We start from the raw sequence: 15,365 nt of genomic DNA on the forward strand, positions 1-15,365 counted from the left end.
ATGAGCGGAAGGAAAAAGAGAAAGATTAATTTAAAAAGAAGAATTTTTGTTGTTGGTGAGGGAATCACGGAGCAATACTATTTTTCTCATTTAAAGGCTATAAGGAACTATTCATGTGCTATTAAGCCGAGGTTTTTTTGTAAAACGAGTATCACTCAAATTGAAAAAGTAGTCGAAAAACTCCTCATGGGAGACATTTTGGTCATTTGTGTATTCGATGCCGATGTATCTTCAAGGAATCCTACAGAAAACGAAAGACTAAAAAGCTTCAAACAACGGTATAAAAGGAATAAATGTGTAATAATATGTGATAGTTTACCATCGATTGAGCTATGGTTTCTACTTCACTTTGTTCAAACAAGCAGACACTTTCAAAGTTCTAAATCAGTGGAAAGAGAGCTAAGGAAACACATTAAAAATTATGCTAAAACTAAAAGATACTTAGAGAATCCAGATTGGGTAAGGGCATTAAGTGTAAATCAAGATAAGGCCATTACAAATGCCAAATTACTTGAAAATTTAGAGGGAGAATCCTATTCAAATCTGTATAAAGCCATCGACATGTTGGAAGATAGTTAGTTTAAAGAATTGAGAGAAGAAAATGCGGGACGGCGTGGGTGTGAATTTGTGGCTTGGCACAAAGAGCCATTGCCCTGGGCTTTGTGTGGGGCGCATAGCGCCCAAATAGCGAAGGTATAAGACACAAAGAGAGCGTGGAAGCATATTTTCTTCTTGATTTTTTGTTTCTTTTTTATCAAGAAAAAAGAAAAGAAAGAACAGCAAGAGGGCTCAAGCCTATTTGACATAATGTTTTAAGTACTCACAAAAAAGTTGAATCGGAGGAGGATGCGAGCAAATGCTTAGAAATTTACTCATAGAGAAATTTTAAGCTTTTGCGGCAAGCTGACGAAAAGCCCGTGAAATTTTTCTTCTCCAATTTTTCAATTAAACCTAAGATTTCAATCAAATACGAAAAGCTGAGCTTTTAATGGCGCTGGCCAAGTGGCTGAGAATTGCGTATAAAAATAAATGCTTGGGCATTTACTTTTTATGAAAGCAATATGCTGTTGGCCGAGCGGCTATTTTACATAACGGCAAATTATAGATACAAATGATAGCCCGTGCGAAGCACACCGCTTAAAAAAGGTTTCTTGTATAGCGCAAACGAAAGGTTTAATGTTTGAAGAATTTCTCCGCGATATTTGACATAATAGAATTATAGCTTACGAATGCGGACAAGCAATAAACATTATCAGCAAATTGCTTTGACATAAAATCGGTATCGTTATAGCGCTCACGCACTAGAACTGATTTTATATCAAATAGCACAGCTATGCGCAATTTGCTACCCATAAGCATTTGTACTATAATTTATATTATGTCAAATAGATTTTAATGTAACTAAGACGTCCCAAAAATAGGACAAAATGTCCAATAAAATCACCTAATTTATTGTAATTCAATTTTTTACGGACGCTATCCCGTTTCGGGATTACACTACCATTTCATGGCTTTTAAAATGACTTGGGCGCAAAACGGTTAATGGACTATCCTTTACGGAAATAAACCGATTATGTTTCTTTCCATTTTCTTAAAAGGCACGATGTTCTAAATATTCACTTAAAACATTGAAATCGTGAAACATGCAAAGCGATTTATAAAAGCCTTTGGTCTTACCCAAGAGGGGCATATTGATTTTCCAAAGAAAATATCCAATATCCGTATTTCAAGGATTGACAACTATCGTAAGATGGGTGGCTGTTGGTTCTGTTTCCCCCATGGAATAGAGACTACTAACTCAAAATTTTCAAAACGTACCCGTAACTGGAAAAAATATAGGAGAAATCAATATAAGCTTTGATTTGGGAGTGAACGCATAGCGGATGAAACCGCCCGATGACCACATAGCTGCATAAACGGAAAACTTAGCTCGGAGATACTGAAAACACAAGTGTTTATCGATTAATTAAATTCCCCAGTTTTATTTATTGGTCTATATGGATGTAATGTGCAATAGGGTTTATTGAACGTACTGCCCAAGTGTGCTATTTTGTGTTTATGCAATAATGAGATTCCTATTCTGTTTATTGGAACCAACCACGGTAAGCACTTTTCAGGGTTCTTGCCCGTGAAGCAGTTCCAAATGCAGTTCAATGGCTTCCTTGATATTTTTCTCGACTTCCGTTCTATTGGCACCTGCGGAAGTACACCCGGGAAGTTCCGGTATATAGGCACTCCAACCGTCGCTGCTCTTCTCATAAATAATTTCGTATTCCATAGATCAAATTTAGGATATGTTATTTCAAAAACCTGAGATAGCTTTCCGGGCTTTGTAAGAACGACCTGGTAATGGTATAGTGCTCCGTTTCTTCCAATGACACCTTGTTCATTCCCCTATCCGTAACCTCATATATATTGGCCCCTGGATATGCCATGAGCATTGGTGAATGCGTGGCAATAATGAACTGGGACATATGGGCCTTTAAGTGCTCTTGAATAAAATATAGTAATGACAACTGTTTTGATGGGGACAGTGCGGCCTCTGGTTCATCCAAAAGGAATATCCCACTTCCATTTATGGTATCGTCCATTATCTTCAGATAAGCTTCCCCATGTGAAAAGCCCTGCAAGTCTTGGCCATAGTTCTGCCGCATTTTATAAATCTGATAGTTTTGGTTATCCTTCATTTCTTGGATGATGCGGTCTGGGACTTCAACATAGATATCTTTGAACGACTCGTGGAGCCTGGCATCCTCCCTGTCGATACTGTTCAAGAGGTCACCAAAGTCCTCTGCCCTAAAGAAGAAGCCCCTTGGTCTTTCAATTTTCCAATCCAAATGTAAATAAGGTGTCAACGAACGTGCTGCCTTGAAACAATTTTTGCCATATCCGAACCCATCCATATGTGGGAGTTGTAATCGAAGTGCGAGTGTTTCAAGTAAAGTGGACTTCCCAGTTCCATTGTCCCCTATAATAAATGTGACCGGTGCGGACACATCGATGTCCTTTGCGAACTTAATGGCATTGACATCATAGGGAAACGGATGGGTCCGTTCCGCTATAACACTAAGTGATGATAGGTATGACATGGATCGGTTCAGGGTTTATCAGTTGAATCCGCCATCAGTGATTTTTCCACTCTATAAAAAGAGGTCTTTCCCAATTTTGCCCGCTTGCCCGCATTATCGATTGAGACCCCTTGGTTCTCATAAAGATGTTTGGCGTAGTGGTACTTTTCAATTGTCTCCACTTTTGCACCCTTTGGCCTGCCCAAAAGCTTGTTTCGTTTTCTGGCATTGTCCAGTCCCACTTTGGTACGTTCACTGATAAGGTTCCGCTCAAATTCCGCAACTGCCGCAAAGATCTGTAACAGAAATTTACCATTTGCGGATGTGGTATCGAATTCCGGTTCGCTCAAACTTTTGAAATGTACCCCTGCCCCGTTGAATCGGTCTATGAGTTCCACCATATTTCTCAGGGAACGAAAGACACAATCGTTTTTATAAGTGAGTATGGTGTCCCCTTTCCTCATGTATTTGAGCATCTCTTTCAGGCCCTTCCTATCATCTTTCGTACCGCTGGCAATATCCGAGTAGATTTTTTCACAACCGTTGCTTTTCAACAAATCGATCTGTGCTTCCAACTTTTGTTCGGGTGTCGATACCCTTGCATATCCGACCGTCATATTTAGTTCCGTAAAAGGTTATATAACGAAACTACTAAAAAGAACGACAAATGGAACTCGGATAAGATTTTTTTTAGGCCAATGCGATTGTTTCGTAAAACTGCCGATTTATGGGGCTGTTCAATCGTCGAAAGGACTTGTCACATTCAACAAAGTAGGTTCAGTAACTTGGGTATAAATCATAGTCGTCTTGATGGAATTGTGCCCTAAAAGTTTTTGGATGATTCTAATATCGGTACCATTTTCCAATAGGTGTGTTGCATAGCTGTGCCTCAAGGTATGCGCAGTGATGTTTTTATTTATTCTGGCCCTTTTGGAAGCGGCCTGGAGAAGCTTGTTGAAACTTGACGAAGAATACCTGTCTCCTTTCTGGCCTTCAAATAGGTACCGTTTGGGGGCATATTCTTTATAGTACTCACGAAGCATTGACAAGGCTTTTCCGGATAAGGGGACTATCCTGTCCTTGTTGCCCTTTCCTGATTTAATATGTATCACCATTCGGGATGAATCTATATCCTTGATTTCAAGTGCAATCAGCTCGCCTACCCTTAAGCCTGCACTGTAGACCACGGCTATCATGCTCTTATGCTTGATGTTGTTGGCTTTTTCAATGATTTTAAGAACTTCCTTTCTTGCGATGACTACGGGAAGTCTGTCCGGCTTTCTACTTGGGAACAGAAATTCTAGGTTAATGCTTTGACCGAAAATCTCCCTGTAATACAGCTTCAAGGCCATTGCTATCTGTTCTGATAGGAATAGGATACTTTCTTAGTGTGTACCATATGGTAGAAGTACCTGTGAAGTTCGGTTTCATCAATCTTGTTCAGTGGCTTTTCGAAAAATTGCATGGCCAGCTTTACGATTGAGGAATAACTTTCTATGGTATTCTTACTATACCGCTTAACCTCCAGTATTTTCACAAAATCAGGCAATGACATAATAATGTGAAGATATCTATTTATGGTGAAAAAGTACTATTTTTATTCCCGAATGATATGGTTATCCGGTGTTGTTCGGATATCCAATAGTTAGCACCAATTTTGGAACAACAATACCCCAAACTTCCGACTTTTGACCCGTGCATGCCCGCCGGGTTTTTTCATTTTGATTTTTAAACAGACTATCCGTCAAAGTCCTTCGGAATCTTGGGTCGGTGAACATTTGTCACGGTTTTTTCCTGAATCATAGGAAAAAAAGTAAAACGCTTTAGAAAAAACCAATCTATGCGCAGACAGAACGCAATCTGGTTTTTACTTTTTTTCGGCCCATCCGCAAAGGTTGCGACCGATTTTAAAATATAACTGGTGCTAACAAAACCTATAATTTATTGCTACCGATTTTTCCCTCGGAAAAATCTCGTGCTTTTGCTATCTTTGGTTCTCAACAGAACGGTACCGGGCACTTTTGCGCAACAAATCATAGCCGGACCGTTAGCTACAACCAACTGAAAAAAAACCCAGAAAACTACATTTTGATTTTATACCAATAGTTGGTATATTTGAGTTGTTATTTTGGAATTATGGCTAAGAACACATCTATATTATTAGGCGATTATTTTGACAATTTTATTAGTCGCCAAATCAAAACGGGAAAATATTCTTCCGCAAGTGAGGTTGTTAGAGCAGCTTTGAGAATGTTTGAACACGAGGAGTCTAAAAAGGCTGAACTTATAAAAGAATTGAAAAAAGGAGAAAAATCAGGTTTCATAGATAACTTTGACCGAAAAAAGCTTTTAAAAAACCTTCATCAAAAACATCTGACTGGGCAATGAACTATAAAGTCAGTCAAGAAGCAAATCGGGATATCGAAAATATTTGGCTCTATACATATGAAAACTGGTCACTTGAACAAGCGGACAGGTATTTTAACCTAATAATGGACGAAATCGAGTATTTGGCGGAAAATCCCGAATCTGGAAAAGATTACAGCGACGTTAGAAAAGGATATTTCCGTTCTCGGATAAAATCTCATTTCATTTTTTATAAAATCAACAGAATGAAAGAAGAAATTGAAATTATTAGAGTTTTACACCAAAGAATGGATATCGAATCTCGGTTGAATGGATAAAATGGCTGTAGCTAACACGGTGTATAAGTAATAGCGGCTTAAGTGATAAAACGAAAGTATAAACATAAAACAAAGGTTAGTGCAAAACCGAAAGGTTCGTGAGTAGAAATCCACTACTACTCATACACTAGACCGTTACAACACATTAGAGAAATGAAACCGAAAAATCGGAAAGAATATATAGCTAAACTCTTGACGCTGAAAGGTGCTTTCCGATTAGTTAAAACTGAAAAGAATAATCAGACACATGTTGAATACTATGAAAGCACTACGAACAAATCTTGTTTTGAAGCTGGATATGTTAATGATGTTTTAATATATTTAAATCTGTCAAATGAAGATGTACCTGGATACACAGAACATCACCGAGGCGAGTATTTTTTCGACTCAGATTTTGACCATAAAAGACAATCAAAAACTGGATTAACATTCGATGAAGTAAACCGAAAAGGGATAAAAGAAGAATTGGAATGTGGACTAATCGGACAAGAGGAACAATACCTCTTAAACCAAAAAGTAATTTACTCTAAACTCTATCTGACTGATGAGCATTTTGTGGTTAATGTAGACTTATCAGGCAGAACATTTTGGCAAAAATTATTCGGACCTGAAATCACAAATATTGAAGGAGTGACTGTCAAGACTATTGATTTGAAGGGAATATTTTCTGGAATATAAAAACGTGTTGTAACACTGGTAACCGTTGCACAAGCCCATAAGTCCGAAAATGCGGATTGATATAAACCTTTTTCCGAGAGCTTTTTTGGTTCATACCAGTTTGCGTTTCACCAAGGACAGATGATCACAGAGCCTCAAAGTGGCCGTTACCATGCCATTTAGGCCGAAAAAGTCCCGGGACAGGGATTTTGCCGCGCTCCTGGCCTTTTTCAGGGTGTACTTTAATAGTTTCTTGAGGTTATAGGCTGTGGCGGCCATTTGCATGCACTTGTTGGCCTGCCGGATGCCCAGGGTATATACTTTGCCCATGCCCATGAATTGGGTAAGGGTACCCAAAACAGGTTCCACGGTGCTTTGCCTTTTGGCTTTCATATAACGTCCCTGTGGACTGTTCACCCGTTTGTTGTTGCGCTCGTATCTTCTCGGTAGTAGGTCAAGCAGATGCGTTTCTCCTGTGACTTTCCCAGGCATGTGCCGCGCAAGGGGCAGCCCAGGCATACTTTCTTGCTGGCCCGGTATTCCTTCTTTTTGGTCTTGGTGCGGTGATCAAGAAATACTTTCTTAAACCAAATGGACTTTCCCTTAGGGCAGATAAAACAATCTCTCGCTTTATCATAAACAAAACCTTCGGGCCCGCCTTTGTATGTACCATGGGAAGGGATAAAACTTTTCAGACCACATTGTTCCAAAAAGGCATATAGTTCTCCCCGCTGCTGTACCCGGTGTCCGCCACCACGTTCTCCCATCCCAGGCCCTCCTTCCAGAGCCTGGGACCGACACGTTTCACCATATCGGGCAGGTGCTGGTTGTCCTTGCCATCGGCATGGTATGCCCCGATGTCGGTGATCACATGGTTCGCCGTATCCACTGTCAATTGCGCCGTGTAGTTGAGCTTGCGGGCCTTGCCCGGTTTTACACTTATCCTGGCATCCGGGTCCGTGGGGCTGTAATGGGTCTTGTTGCTGGTATACTTTGAGCCCTTGTTGCCCGACCCCGGTCTTTGGTCCTGTTCCTTGGCCCATTTCCTGTTGCGGCCCTTTAGCGCTTTTAACTCTTGCTCATTGGCCGTTATTCTTCGTTGATCCGCTTTGGACCTGTCCGTCTTGGACTTGCGAAGCGGCTTTTCCCTGTCAGTCGCACTTATGTGGCGTACCCTGCGCAGGTGCGTTTCCAACTCTTCCTCCGGAACCTTCAGTTCCAGGCTGTCCATAGAGGCGTTGGCCTTTACCGGGGCCGAGTCCATCACCTGGGTATGGCCGCTGACCAGACCGCTCTCCACACAAAGGGAAAACACCTTGGCAAACACCTCTTCAAAGACACTTTCCGGAAACAGTTGGCGCGTACGGCTCACCGTGGAGTGCCACGGAAGTTCCTCGTCGATACCGTAGCCCAAAAACAACAGAATATCCAAACGCATACCACAATGGGCCACAAGCCTACGGTCGCTCGGGATATTCTCCAGATAACCCACCAAACACAGCTTGAAGAAAACCACCGGGTCGATGCTCTTCTGTCCACTGTCGCCATAAAATCTCTTGGTCCGAGGATAGAGAAAATCCAAATCCAATGCCCCTTTCAAACGTCTGTAGAAGTTCCCCTCGGGAACACGGTCGCTCAAACGAAAATCCGTGAAGAGCTTTTCCTGATACTCCTTTTTGCCTTGCATTCCTAAAGATACCACGATTTGCTATCTTTAGAAAGTTGTGCAACAGACACAAAAGCTATACGTAATGCGGGGTTTTGTAGTACAGGCACGGCAGGTGTTTCATAGCCCGCCAAAGCTCTGCTTTGACGTTTAATGAGTAAATTTAAACCCAAAGACACAGCTTTGGCTGCAGTCTGTGCAACTCGAAAGGTTTGTGCCTTGAAATCCCGCACTACGCATAGCCAAACCGTTATGACCAATTTTGGACTTCAAAATTCAACTCGATATGAAAAAAATCACTTTTATAGTCACACTGATTGTTACAGTAACAACAGTCAAAGCTCAATGGACTGATAATGGAAGTAACTTAACGACAACTGATATTGTTGGTATAGGAACAGCTAGTCCAAACGCTAATCTTCATATTCCAAATGGCAATGCCATTATTGGAGGTGTTCCTTCCTTAAATCCGACTAATTTAAATGGTAGTCTAGTAGTAATGTCAAAGGACGATAATATTTCGACATATCCATTTTATGTCGGACAACCTTCAGGAGCAGATATTTTTTGGGTTCGAGGAAATGGAAATGGATTCTTCAAAGGCCTATTAGGCATAGGAACAGCTAGTCCAAACGCTGATCTTCATATTCCAAATGGCAATGCCATTATTGGAGGTGTTCCTTCCTTAAATCCGACTAATTTAAATAGTAGTCTAGTAGTAATGTCAAAGGATGATAACTCTTCAACCTATCCTTTTTATGTTGGACAACCTTCAGGAGCAGATATTTTTTGGGTAAGAGGGAATGGAAATGGATTTTTCAAAGGTCAGGTTGGGATTGGTACTGCTACAACAGGTTCTCACAAGCTAGCTGTTGAAGGTTCAATTGGAGCAAGAGAAATCAAAGTGGAAGCAAGTGGGTGGTCTGACTTTGTCTTTGAGAAAGATTATGAACTTCGAACTCTTGAAGAAGTGGAGGAACACATTACTGAGAAAGGCCATCTTCCAGAAATTCCAAGCGAAGCTGAAGTAACAGAGAACGGTATCAACCTTGGAGAGATGAACGCTAAACTGCTTCAGAAGATCGAGGAACTAACGCTTTATCTTATTGAACAGAATAAGCGAATGAACCAACTTGAAGTGAAGAACGCTGAACTCGAAAAAGAAATTTCAACACTGAAAAACGAATAAAAGATCATAACAAACAATAAAATGAATCCGCTTACATTCTTCGTAGAAACTGAAGTACCAAATCGAAAGATTTATGCTTCTAGCATAGTGTGAGCGCACTCATTTTATTTGGACGTTATAAGCCATAAAAAAAGCAAATTAAAACAATTATAAATTTAAATTATTATGAAAACAAAAATTAAAATTGCGATCATTGCTATGATGGGAATGATTATGGAGGGTAATGCTCAAGATAATAAAATTGATACAACGGGAGACGTTGGAATTGGAACTACAACTCCTAACGCTGGACTTGAGATTTTTAGAGGAGATACAAATAATTTGGCTTTACTGTTAAAATCTTCAGGAGCAGGATGGGGTTCAGGACTACAATTACATAACACTGCGTCTAATAATGGGTTTGGAATATATTCTGGAAGTGATGGAAAATGGCATTTTTCACATGAGGGGTACGGAGATCGAATGGTTGTTGATTCTAATGGAAACATTGGAATTGGAACAACGAGCCCTGACATGAAATTAACTGTTAATGGTAATATTCATGCAAAAGAAGTAAAAATAGACTTAAATGTCCCTGCACCAGACTATGTTTTTAAATCAAATTACAAATTGCGAAGTATTGAGGAAGTAGAAAGCTTCATTAAAGAACATAGTCATTTACCTGAGATTCCCTCTGCAAAAGAGTTTGCCAAAAACGGAGTAATGCAAGCCGAAATGGATATGAATCTTTTAAAGAAAATAGAAGAGTTAACTTTATATACTATTGAGCAAGAAAAGAAATTAAAAACTCAAAAAGAGAAGTTTGAACAACAACAAAAAGAGATTGAAGAACTAAAAAAGCAAAACTCAGAAATTAAGGGATTAAAAGCTTTAGTTCAGAAATTATTGAAAAATAAAAACTAAGCGCAAAGGCTTATAACAGCGTATAAACTCCAATAAAACAGGGTTTATACAAACCGTTAAAGTGTCATAAAAGGAATCTTTTTTGAAACTGCATTATTTCCTAAATTAGAGAGTCAAAATTTACAACTTGAATCAAAACGAAGAAGACATAGAGCTGACCGATGAAATGAAAGCTGAACTGGACAGGCGTTTGGAACGGCTCAAAAATGGTGAAGGCAGGTCCTATACCTTAGCGGAAGTCAGAAAGATGTTGGCGGAGAAGAGGAAGAATGGTTCATAACGGCACATAGTTCCTTATATTGAAGGAAAACTCCAAACATGCCCCGAATCCAACTGTTCAAGGGCGAGGAAATAGATGCATTCGACAGTCCGCCGAACCTTGCGCCAAGCGAACAAAAACTTCTTTTTACAACAAGGGAGATTTCTGAAAATAAAATACACTTCAGAAAAAAAATAGCAAAGCTTGGCTTTATACTCCAACTAGGTTATTTCAAGTATGGAAAAAAATTCTATACCCCTGATCAGTTTCGAAATGAAGATATCAAGTATGTTGCCAAACTTCTCAGGTTAAGGAAGAAGCCCGATTTGACCGACTATCCAAAAAGCACCTATGTGGTACACAGGCCCAAGATACTCAGCGTCCTGCGACACCTACCTTTTAATGACAGCGTTTTGGAGTTCGAAAAAGAGGCGATGGCCCTTGTGAGGACATCTCTTCGCCCAAAGGACATTTTCCATTCCCTTATCGATTTTTTGGACGAGCGCAGGATCGAGAGGCCCAGATATTATCTTTTTGCCGAAACCATTCGAAATGCACTTAACCTTTTCGAAAATGAAATGGCCGCCCAACTTGATGGGTTGCTCGATAGGGAACAGAAAGAAACACTTGACGGTTTGATGACATTGGTGACGAACCTTGACCAGCCGGGCCCTAAAAATCCATATCTGGTAACCAAGCTCAAAAAACCCAATCAGGAGCTGAAGGTTCAGAAAATAAAGGAAAGTCTTGACGATTTTTCTGTTATCAATGAACTGCATTCCGATTTTATAGGCACTGTCGAAAGCTTGGGCATGTCCAACGAACTGCTCAATTATTATGCTGTATGGGTCATCAAGGCCGAACATATCCAATTCGAGAGTATGGCCAGTACATCAATGAAGCGGTTGTACTTGATAGCTTTTATCATATATCAATTCCGTCTTAGACAGGACATTTTTGTGGATACCATGCTACAGTGCGTTCAAAAATATCTCAATGAGTGCGAAAACAAGATTGCAAAGGACTTTCTTGACCCAGAGAGCAAAAAAGTAAAGGGTAGGAAACCAAATTTTTCGGGATTAAAAAACATCATTGCCGATTCAAAGCAACAGATAAAGCAGGCAAAGACAATCCTCTATTCACATGGATACGATGAAGCGAAAAAAGTGGAACTGCTCAAGCAGCTTATTCCCCCCAATACCGAATCGATGCACGATAAACTCCTTGAGGAGATACGGAGATTGGACTCATTGAACATGAAAGGTCTGAGGGACAGGATGTACTTTGGGCAACTGTTAGAGGGCCAACAGCGAATACGGAACAGGGTGGGCGGAATCCTACTTGCATTGGATTTCAACAAAGAGGCATCCGATGGGCCGATCATGGATGCAATTTTGGAATACCAGAAAAAGAACGGGAGGGTAACAACGAAATCACCGCTTGATTTTATAAGTAAAAAGGAAGTAAAATGGGTGATGGCCGCCACCGGCACTGACAGGGCAAACCTATATAGGGTAATCCTTTTCAAAGAGGCCTGTAGACATATCAAAGCTGACTCGCTCAATCTGAAGCATTCGGAAAGGTACAGATCCATAGATGATTACCTGATAGATACCGAAACTTGGAACGAAAAAAGAGAGGTGCTTTTGGCCAGGGCCAATCTAACCGATTTGGGAAAACCTTTCCCATTTTTGGAATCCTTGAAGAAAGAACTCAACGAAAGGTATATCCATATAAACCAGAATGCGGGCGATAACGAGAGCTTGAGGATCGGCAAGGATGGAAAGCCACGGGTCACTACGCCAAGTTCGAAAAAGTTAGAATCCGAAGGGTGCCTGGAAATTTTGGGAAAGGACACTTACATTCCCCTCATAAACATTCTCTCAGATGTCGGCCGATTATCGGATATCGGACAGGCATTTTCCCACTTTAGCAGAAAGGCGACATCAAAAAGGCTTTCCGAAAACATCATATATACCGGAATTATGGGATTGGGGTGCAACATCGGTGTTAGGAACATGGGTAGGATATCGAAGGGAGTGGGCGCTGATAGGCTTGATTACGCGGTTCGTTGGTATTTTAGCAAACAGAACCTTGACGAGGCCAACAGGAGGGTACGAGGGTACTGGCACTTACCGAGAAATTATCGCTACCAAGGATTTTTTCTGAAGCACCGGACAGACACCACTCTTCGAGCGACGGACAGAAGTTCGGGGTTTCCATCCCGTCCCTGCTCGCCCGCCATTCCTACAAGTATTTTGGTCTTGGAAAGGGGGTGTCAGCTTATAGCTTTATAGACGATAAAAGCCGATTGTTCTACAATACCGTTATCAGTACTTCCGAAAGGGAGGCGGGGTATGTCCTCGATGGTCCTATGCACAATGATGATATCGAGACGGATATCCACTCTACCGATACATACGGTTATAGCGAGATAGTGTTTGGACTGTGCAATTCGTTGGGTATCTTTTTTGCCCCAAGAATAAAAAACTACAAAGACCAATTGTTGTACACTTTCAAGAAGCATGGTAGAAAACACTATGAAAAAAAGGATTTTTTGATACTGCCCTCCAAGTCTTGCGTTATCCAAGAAAATTTATTGATGGTTCAATGGGAAAACGTTTTAAGGGTTTTGTACACCATAAAGTTAAAGTACACAAAGGCTTCGGAAATACTCTCCAGGCTGGGTTCTTATTCAAAACAGCACCCATTGTACAGGGCATTGAAGGAACTTGGCAGAATTTATAAGACCATATTTCTGTTGAGATACCTGACCGAAACCCCATTGAGACAGTCAATTGTGAAACAACTCAATAGAGTTGAACTCTCTCACGATTTTGCAAAGGCGGTATTCTTTGCCCAAAATCAGGAATTCAAGGTAAGTACGAGGGAAGAACAAGAGATTGCTTTATCCTGCCGTCATTTGATACAGAATTCCATAGTACTTTGGAACTACATGTCGATATCACAAAAGCTGTCAAACGTCAAGGATAGTGAAGAACATGAAATAATTCTGGATTTATTGAGGGGAAGCTCCATAATGACATGGCAGCATATAAATATGCTCGGGGAGTACAATTTTGAAATCAGCAAAAGAAAACTGCCGTTCGACATTGAAAAAATATTGAATTTAAAAATAGCAGCGTAACATATTGATATTCATATTTTAACATATTTTTATTGGACATTTTGTCCTATTTTTGGGATGGAGCCAGGTGTGAAAAACGACAAAGTCCTTGGGAGGCCCTGTAAATAGGCATTTAAAAATCCACAGATTTCTCTTTTTAACATTTTTCGTTGTTTTCAGAATCTCTTTGTTTATAGGGCCTGCGAAACAAGTTGGCCAAATATGCAGCTATGTGGTCACTAACCCAATATCAGAGAATCAAAGCTCTATTAAAAATTGTAATCATTAGGTTAAATAGGCATCTTTTTAAAGTAGGTTAATTTTCTTCGGAATAGGAGGAGAGTTAAAAAGTATTCTCCATTGAGTACTAATGTTGCTTTGTTATGGGTTTTATAACACGGATATCAGTTTTTGGCCTATAGGCAAGGGTTACTTCGTATTCGATTTCTGTATTAGAAGGAACTTCTATTTCAAAATTCGATTTTAGCATATGATACAAAATAACTTGCATCTCCATAAGTGCAAGATTCATTCCAATACACATTCTGGGACCTCTTCCAAATGGTAAATAAGCATATTTATGAGGAAGTTCTTGATCAAAACGATCTGGGTCAAAAACATTCGGATTTTTCCAAAATTTTTTGTGGCGATGGATCAATTGTGAAACTATTAGAATTGTATCTCCTTTCTTAATAGGATAACCATTCATTTCCTCATTTTTAATCGCTTCCCTACCTTGCATAAAGGCAGGAGACCATAACCGTAAGCTTTCATTGATTACGTTATTAACATATTGAAGCTGATCGACGTGTTCAACTTTAATAGGACCGCCTTTGGTGACACGATTATATTCTTCGACCACTTTTTTTCTAATAGCGTCATCTTTATATACATTTACTATCAATGAAAACAGGGCTGTTGCAGTAGTTTCATATCCCGCTGACATAACAGTTACGAACTCATTATATATCTGTTTTTTGGGGATCTCTCCACTTCTTTCGAGGAGGATAAACATGGTCATCAAATCATTTCCCGTAAGGTTTTCTTCCTTTTCTTTGCTTCTTATGACCTCAATTAGAAATTTTTTGAGTTTCGTAACTGATTTATTGAATTTTTGATTTTTTGCCGTTGGAAACCATAAAGGTGGCTGTATAGGGGATTTGACACGCCCCATTATTGTAACCATGCCATAAAAAAGATTTTCTTTAAAGATAGCACCACCACCTTCTACATTCTCTCCCAGTAAACATTTCGAGGTGATATCCAGCACAAGATCGCCCATCTCGGAACGAAGCCATAGCTCGGGCTTTGATGGCCAATCCTTGAACATCTTTTTTGCATGATTATCAATTATTGTAAAATAGGAGCGAACCATTTCTTTATGAAAATAGGGTTGCATCAAACGGCGCTCTTTCTTCCATTGTTCGCCTTCTAAAGCAAAAAGACCATCACCTATTACTTTTATAATCAGTTTGACAAGAGAAAACTGTTTATAATTACGATGATTTGTTTGTAATATATGTTGTATATAGTCTGGATGATTGATTGCTATAAATCTTTTATGCGCTATTCTGAATTGAAAAATATCACCATAGGTTTCTGCACATTTTTTCAAAAACCTATCTGGATCTTTGGAGAAAGATTTCATGTTACCAAATAACCAGCTATCGGGCTTGACTTTGGGAATCTTTTTGGGTGTCATATCATTATAAATTATTAAATTTTTCACATGTTATCTCCTATAGTAAGTATTTCTAGATTAGCTACATCTAATTAGGGATTATAATTGGATGATTGAATATATCGGATAAT

16 protein-coding genes and 1 pseudogene are annotated in these 15,365 nt (G+C 39.8%); 9 read left to right on the top strand and 8 right to left on the bottom strand.

The window, feature by feature from the left end; all coding sequences use genetic code 11:
* Positions 1–579 (top strand): RloB family protein, encoded by a 579-nt coding sequence (locus L0P88_RS21955; protein WP_247132020.1) that lies wholly within the window; start codon positions 1–3, stop codon positions 577–579.
* A gap of 1,534 nt (positions 580–2,113) precedes the next feature.
* On the opposite strand, the gene L0P88_RS21960 is transcribed toward L0P88_RS21955, so the two are convergent.
* From L0P88_RS21960 to L0P88_RS24205, 5 genes are all read right to left on the bottom strand, one after another.
* Positions 2,114–2,278, bottom strand: a complete 165-nt coding sequence (locus L0P88_RS21960; protein ID WP_247132021.1) for a type II toxin-antitoxin system HicB family antitoxin — start codon at positions 2,276–2,278, stop codon at positions 2,114–2,116.
* A gap of 19 nt (positions 2,279–2,297) precedes the next feature.
* The gene (locus tag L0P88_RS21965; RefSeq protein ID WP_247132022.1) at positions 2,298–3,089 is read right to left on the bottom strand and encodes an AAA family ATPase; all 792 of its coding nucleotides are present in this window, start codon (positions 3,087–3,089) and stop codon (positions 2,298–2,300) included.
* A gap of 8 nt (positions 3,090–3,097) precedes the next feature.
* A complete protein-coding gene (locus L0P88_RS21970) occupies positions 3,098–3,685 on the bottom strand; it encodes a recombinase family protein (RefSeq protein ID WP_247132023.1) in 588 nt (195 codons plus the stop codon).
* 120 nt (positions 3,686–3,805) lie between these two features.
* A complete protein-coding gene (locus tag L0P88_RS21975; RefSeq protein WP_247132024.1) occupies positions 3,806–4,420 on the bottom strand; it encodes a tyrosine-type recombinase/integrase in 615 nt (204 codons plus the stop codon).
* 2 nt (positions 4,421–4,422) lie between these two features.
* Positions 4,423–4,623 (bottom strand): phage integrase N-terminal SAM-like domain-containing protein, encoded by a 201-nt coding sequence (locus L0P88_RS24205; RefSeq protein ID WP_409557698.1) that lies wholly within the window; start codon positions 4,621–4,623, stop codon positions 4,423–4,425.
* A 581-nt stretch (positions 4,624–5,204) separates the two neighbouring features.
* Between L0P88_RS24205 and L0P88_RS21980 the strand changes: the two genes are divergently transcribed.
* The 3 genes from L0P88_RS21980 (at position 5,205) to L0P88_RS21990 (ending at position 6,430) form a co-directional block, all read left to right on the top strand.
* The gene (locus L0P88_RS21980) at positions 5,205–5,456 is read left to right on the top strand and encodes a type II toxin-antitoxin system ParD family antitoxin (protein ID WP_247132025.1); all 252 of its coding nucleotides are present in this window, start codon (positions 5,205–5,207) and stop codon (positions 5,454–5,456) included.
* Positions 5,453–5,752 (top strand): type II toxin-antitoxin system RelE/ParE family toxin, encoded by a 300-nt coding sequence (locus L0P88_RS21985; protein ID WP_247132026.1) that lies wholly within the window; start codon positions 5,453–5,455, stop codon positions 5,750–5,752. The genes L0P88_RS21980 and L0P88_RS21985 overlap by 4 nt, the downstream gene beginning before the upstream one ends.
* Positions 5,753–5,905: 153 nt before the next feature.
* On the top strand, positions 5,906–6,430 hold the full coding sequence (locus tag L0P88_RS21990) for a hypothetical protein (protein ID WP_247132027.1): 525 nt from the start codon (positions 5,906–5,908) through the stop codon (positions 6,428–6,430).
* A gap of 90 nt (positions 6,431–6,520) precedes the next feature.
* Here the strand turns inward: L0P88_RS21990 and L0P88_RS21995 are convergent, their stop codons facing one another.
* Together L0P88_RS21995 and L0P88_RS22000 are read right to left on the bottom strand one after the other, a co-directional pair.
* A complete protein-coding gene (locus L0P88_RS21995; protein ID WP_247132028.1) occupies positions 6,521–6,802 on the bottom strand; it encodes a transposase in 282 nt (93 codons plus the stop codon).
* A 298-nt stretch (positions 6,803–7,100) separates the two neighbouring features.
* Positions 7,101–8,111, bottom strand: a complete 1,011-nt coding sequence (locus tag L0P88_RS22000; RefSeq protein WP_247132029.1) for a transposase — start codon at positions 8,109–8,111, stop codon at positions 7,101–7,103.
* Between the two features lie 250 nt (positions 8,112–8,361).
* Between L0P88_RS22000 and L0P88_RS22005 the strand changes: the two genes are divergently transcribed.
* The 5 genes and pseudogenes from L0P88_RS22005 (at position 8,362) to L0P88_RS24025 (ending at position 13,574) form a co-directional block, all read left to right on the top strand.
* Positions 8,362–9,264, top strand: a complete 903-nt coding sequence (locus tag L0P88_RS22005) for a hypothetical protein (protein WP_247132030.1) — start codon at positions 8,362–8,364, stop codon at positions 9,262–9,264.
* 165 nt (positions 9,265–9,429) lie between these two features.
* Complete coding sequence (locus tag L0P88_RS22010; RefSeq protein WP_247132031.1) at positions 9,430–10,167, top strand: hypothetical protein; 738 nt, start codon at positions 9,430–9,432, stop codon at positions 10,165–10,167.
* Positions 10,168–10,294: 127 nt separating this feature from the next.
* Entirely contained in the window at positions 10,295–10,447 is a 153-nt protein-coding gene (locus tag L0P88_RS22015) for an addiction module protein (RefSeq protein WP_247132032.1), read from the top strand.
* Positions 10,448–10,485: 38 nt separating this feature from the next.
* Positions 10,486–12,525 (top strand): annotated as a pseudogene (locus L0P88_RS22020) (DUF4158 domain-containing protein); the annotation flags it as partial.
* A gap of 59 nt (positions 12,526–12,584) precedes the next feature.
* Positions 12,585–13,574, top strand: coding sequence for a Tn3 family transposase (locus L0P88_RS24025; RefSeq protein WP_281499751.1), 990 nt, complete (start codon positions 12,585–12,587; stop codon positions 13,572–13,574).
* A gap of 346 nt (positions 13,575–13,920) precedes the next feature.
* On the opposite strand, the gene L0P88_RS22025 is transcribed toward L0P88_RS24025, so the two are convergent.
* Positions 13,921–15,255, bottom strand: a complete 1,335-nt coding sequence (locus L0P88_RS22025; RefSeq protein ID WP_247132033.1) for a cytochrome P450 — start codon at positions 15,253–15,255, stop codon at positions 13,921–13,923.
* Positions 15,256–15,365: the final 110 nt, after the last annotated feature.

This window comes from Muricauda sp. SCSIO 64092 (genome assembly GCF_023016285.1).
GTDB lineage: Bacteria > Bacteroidota > Bacteroidia > Flavobacteriales > Flavobacteriaceae > Croceivirga.

What these genes read in the sequence shown, in the direction of transcription:
- L0P88_RS22005 (WP_247132030.1), top strand. Translation starts at nt 8,362, where the DNA reads ATGAAAAAAATCACTTTTATAGTCACACTGATTGTTACAGTAACAACA.
- L0P88_RS21985 (WP_247132026.1), top strand. Translation starts at nt 5,453, where the DNA reads ATGAACTATAAAGTCAGTCAAGAAGCAAATCGGGATATCGAAAATATT.
- L0P88_RS21990 (WP_247132027.1), top strand. Translation starts at nt 5,906, where the DNA reads ATGAAACCGAAAAATCGGAAAGAATATATAGCTAAACTCTTGACGCTG.
- L0P88_RS24205 (WP_409557698.1), bottom strand. Translation starts at nt 4,623, where the DNA reads ATGTCATTGCCTGATTTTGTGAAAATACTGGAGGTTAAGCGGTATAGT.
- L0P88_RS21995 (WP_247132028.1), bottom strand. Translation starts at nt 6,802, where the DNA reads ATGAAAGCCAAAAGGCAAAGCACCGTGGAACCTGTTTTGGGTACCCTT.
- L0P88_RS21970 (WP_247132023.1), bottom strand. Translation starts at nt 3,685, where the DNA reads ATGACGGTCGGATATGCAAGGGTATCGACACCCGAACAAAAGTTGGAA.
- L0P88_RS21965 (WP_247132022.1), bottom strand. Translation starts at nt 3,089, where the DNA reads ATGTCATACCTATCATCACTTAGTGTTATAGCGGAACGGACCCATCCG.
- L0P88_RS22025 (WP_247132033.1), bottom strand. Translation starts at nt 15,255, where the DNA reads ATGACACCCAAAAAGATTCCCAAAGTCAAGCCCGATAGCTGGTTATTT.
- L0P88_RS21980 (WP_247132025.1), top strand. Translation starts at nt 5,205, where the DNA reads ATGGCTAAGAACACATCTATATTATTAGGCGATTATTTTGACAATTTT.
- L0P88_RS21955 (WP_247132020.1), top strand. Translation starts at nt 1, where the DNA reads ATGAGCGGAAGGAAAAAGAGAAAGATTAATTTAAAAAGAAGAATTTTT.
- L0P88_RS21975 (WP_247132024.1), bottom strand. Translation starts at nt 4,420, where the DNA reads ATGGCCTTGAAGCTGTATTACAGGGAGATTTTCGGTCAAAGCATTAAC.
- L0P88_RS22010 (WP_247132031.1), top strand. Translation starts at nt 9,430, where the DNA reads ATGAAAACAAAAATTAAAATTGCGATCATTGCTATGATGGGAATGATT.
- L0P88_RS21960 (WP_247132021.1), bottom strand. Translation starts at nt 2,278, where the DNA reads ATGGAATACGAAATTATTTATGAGAAGAGCAGCGACGGTTGGAGTGCC.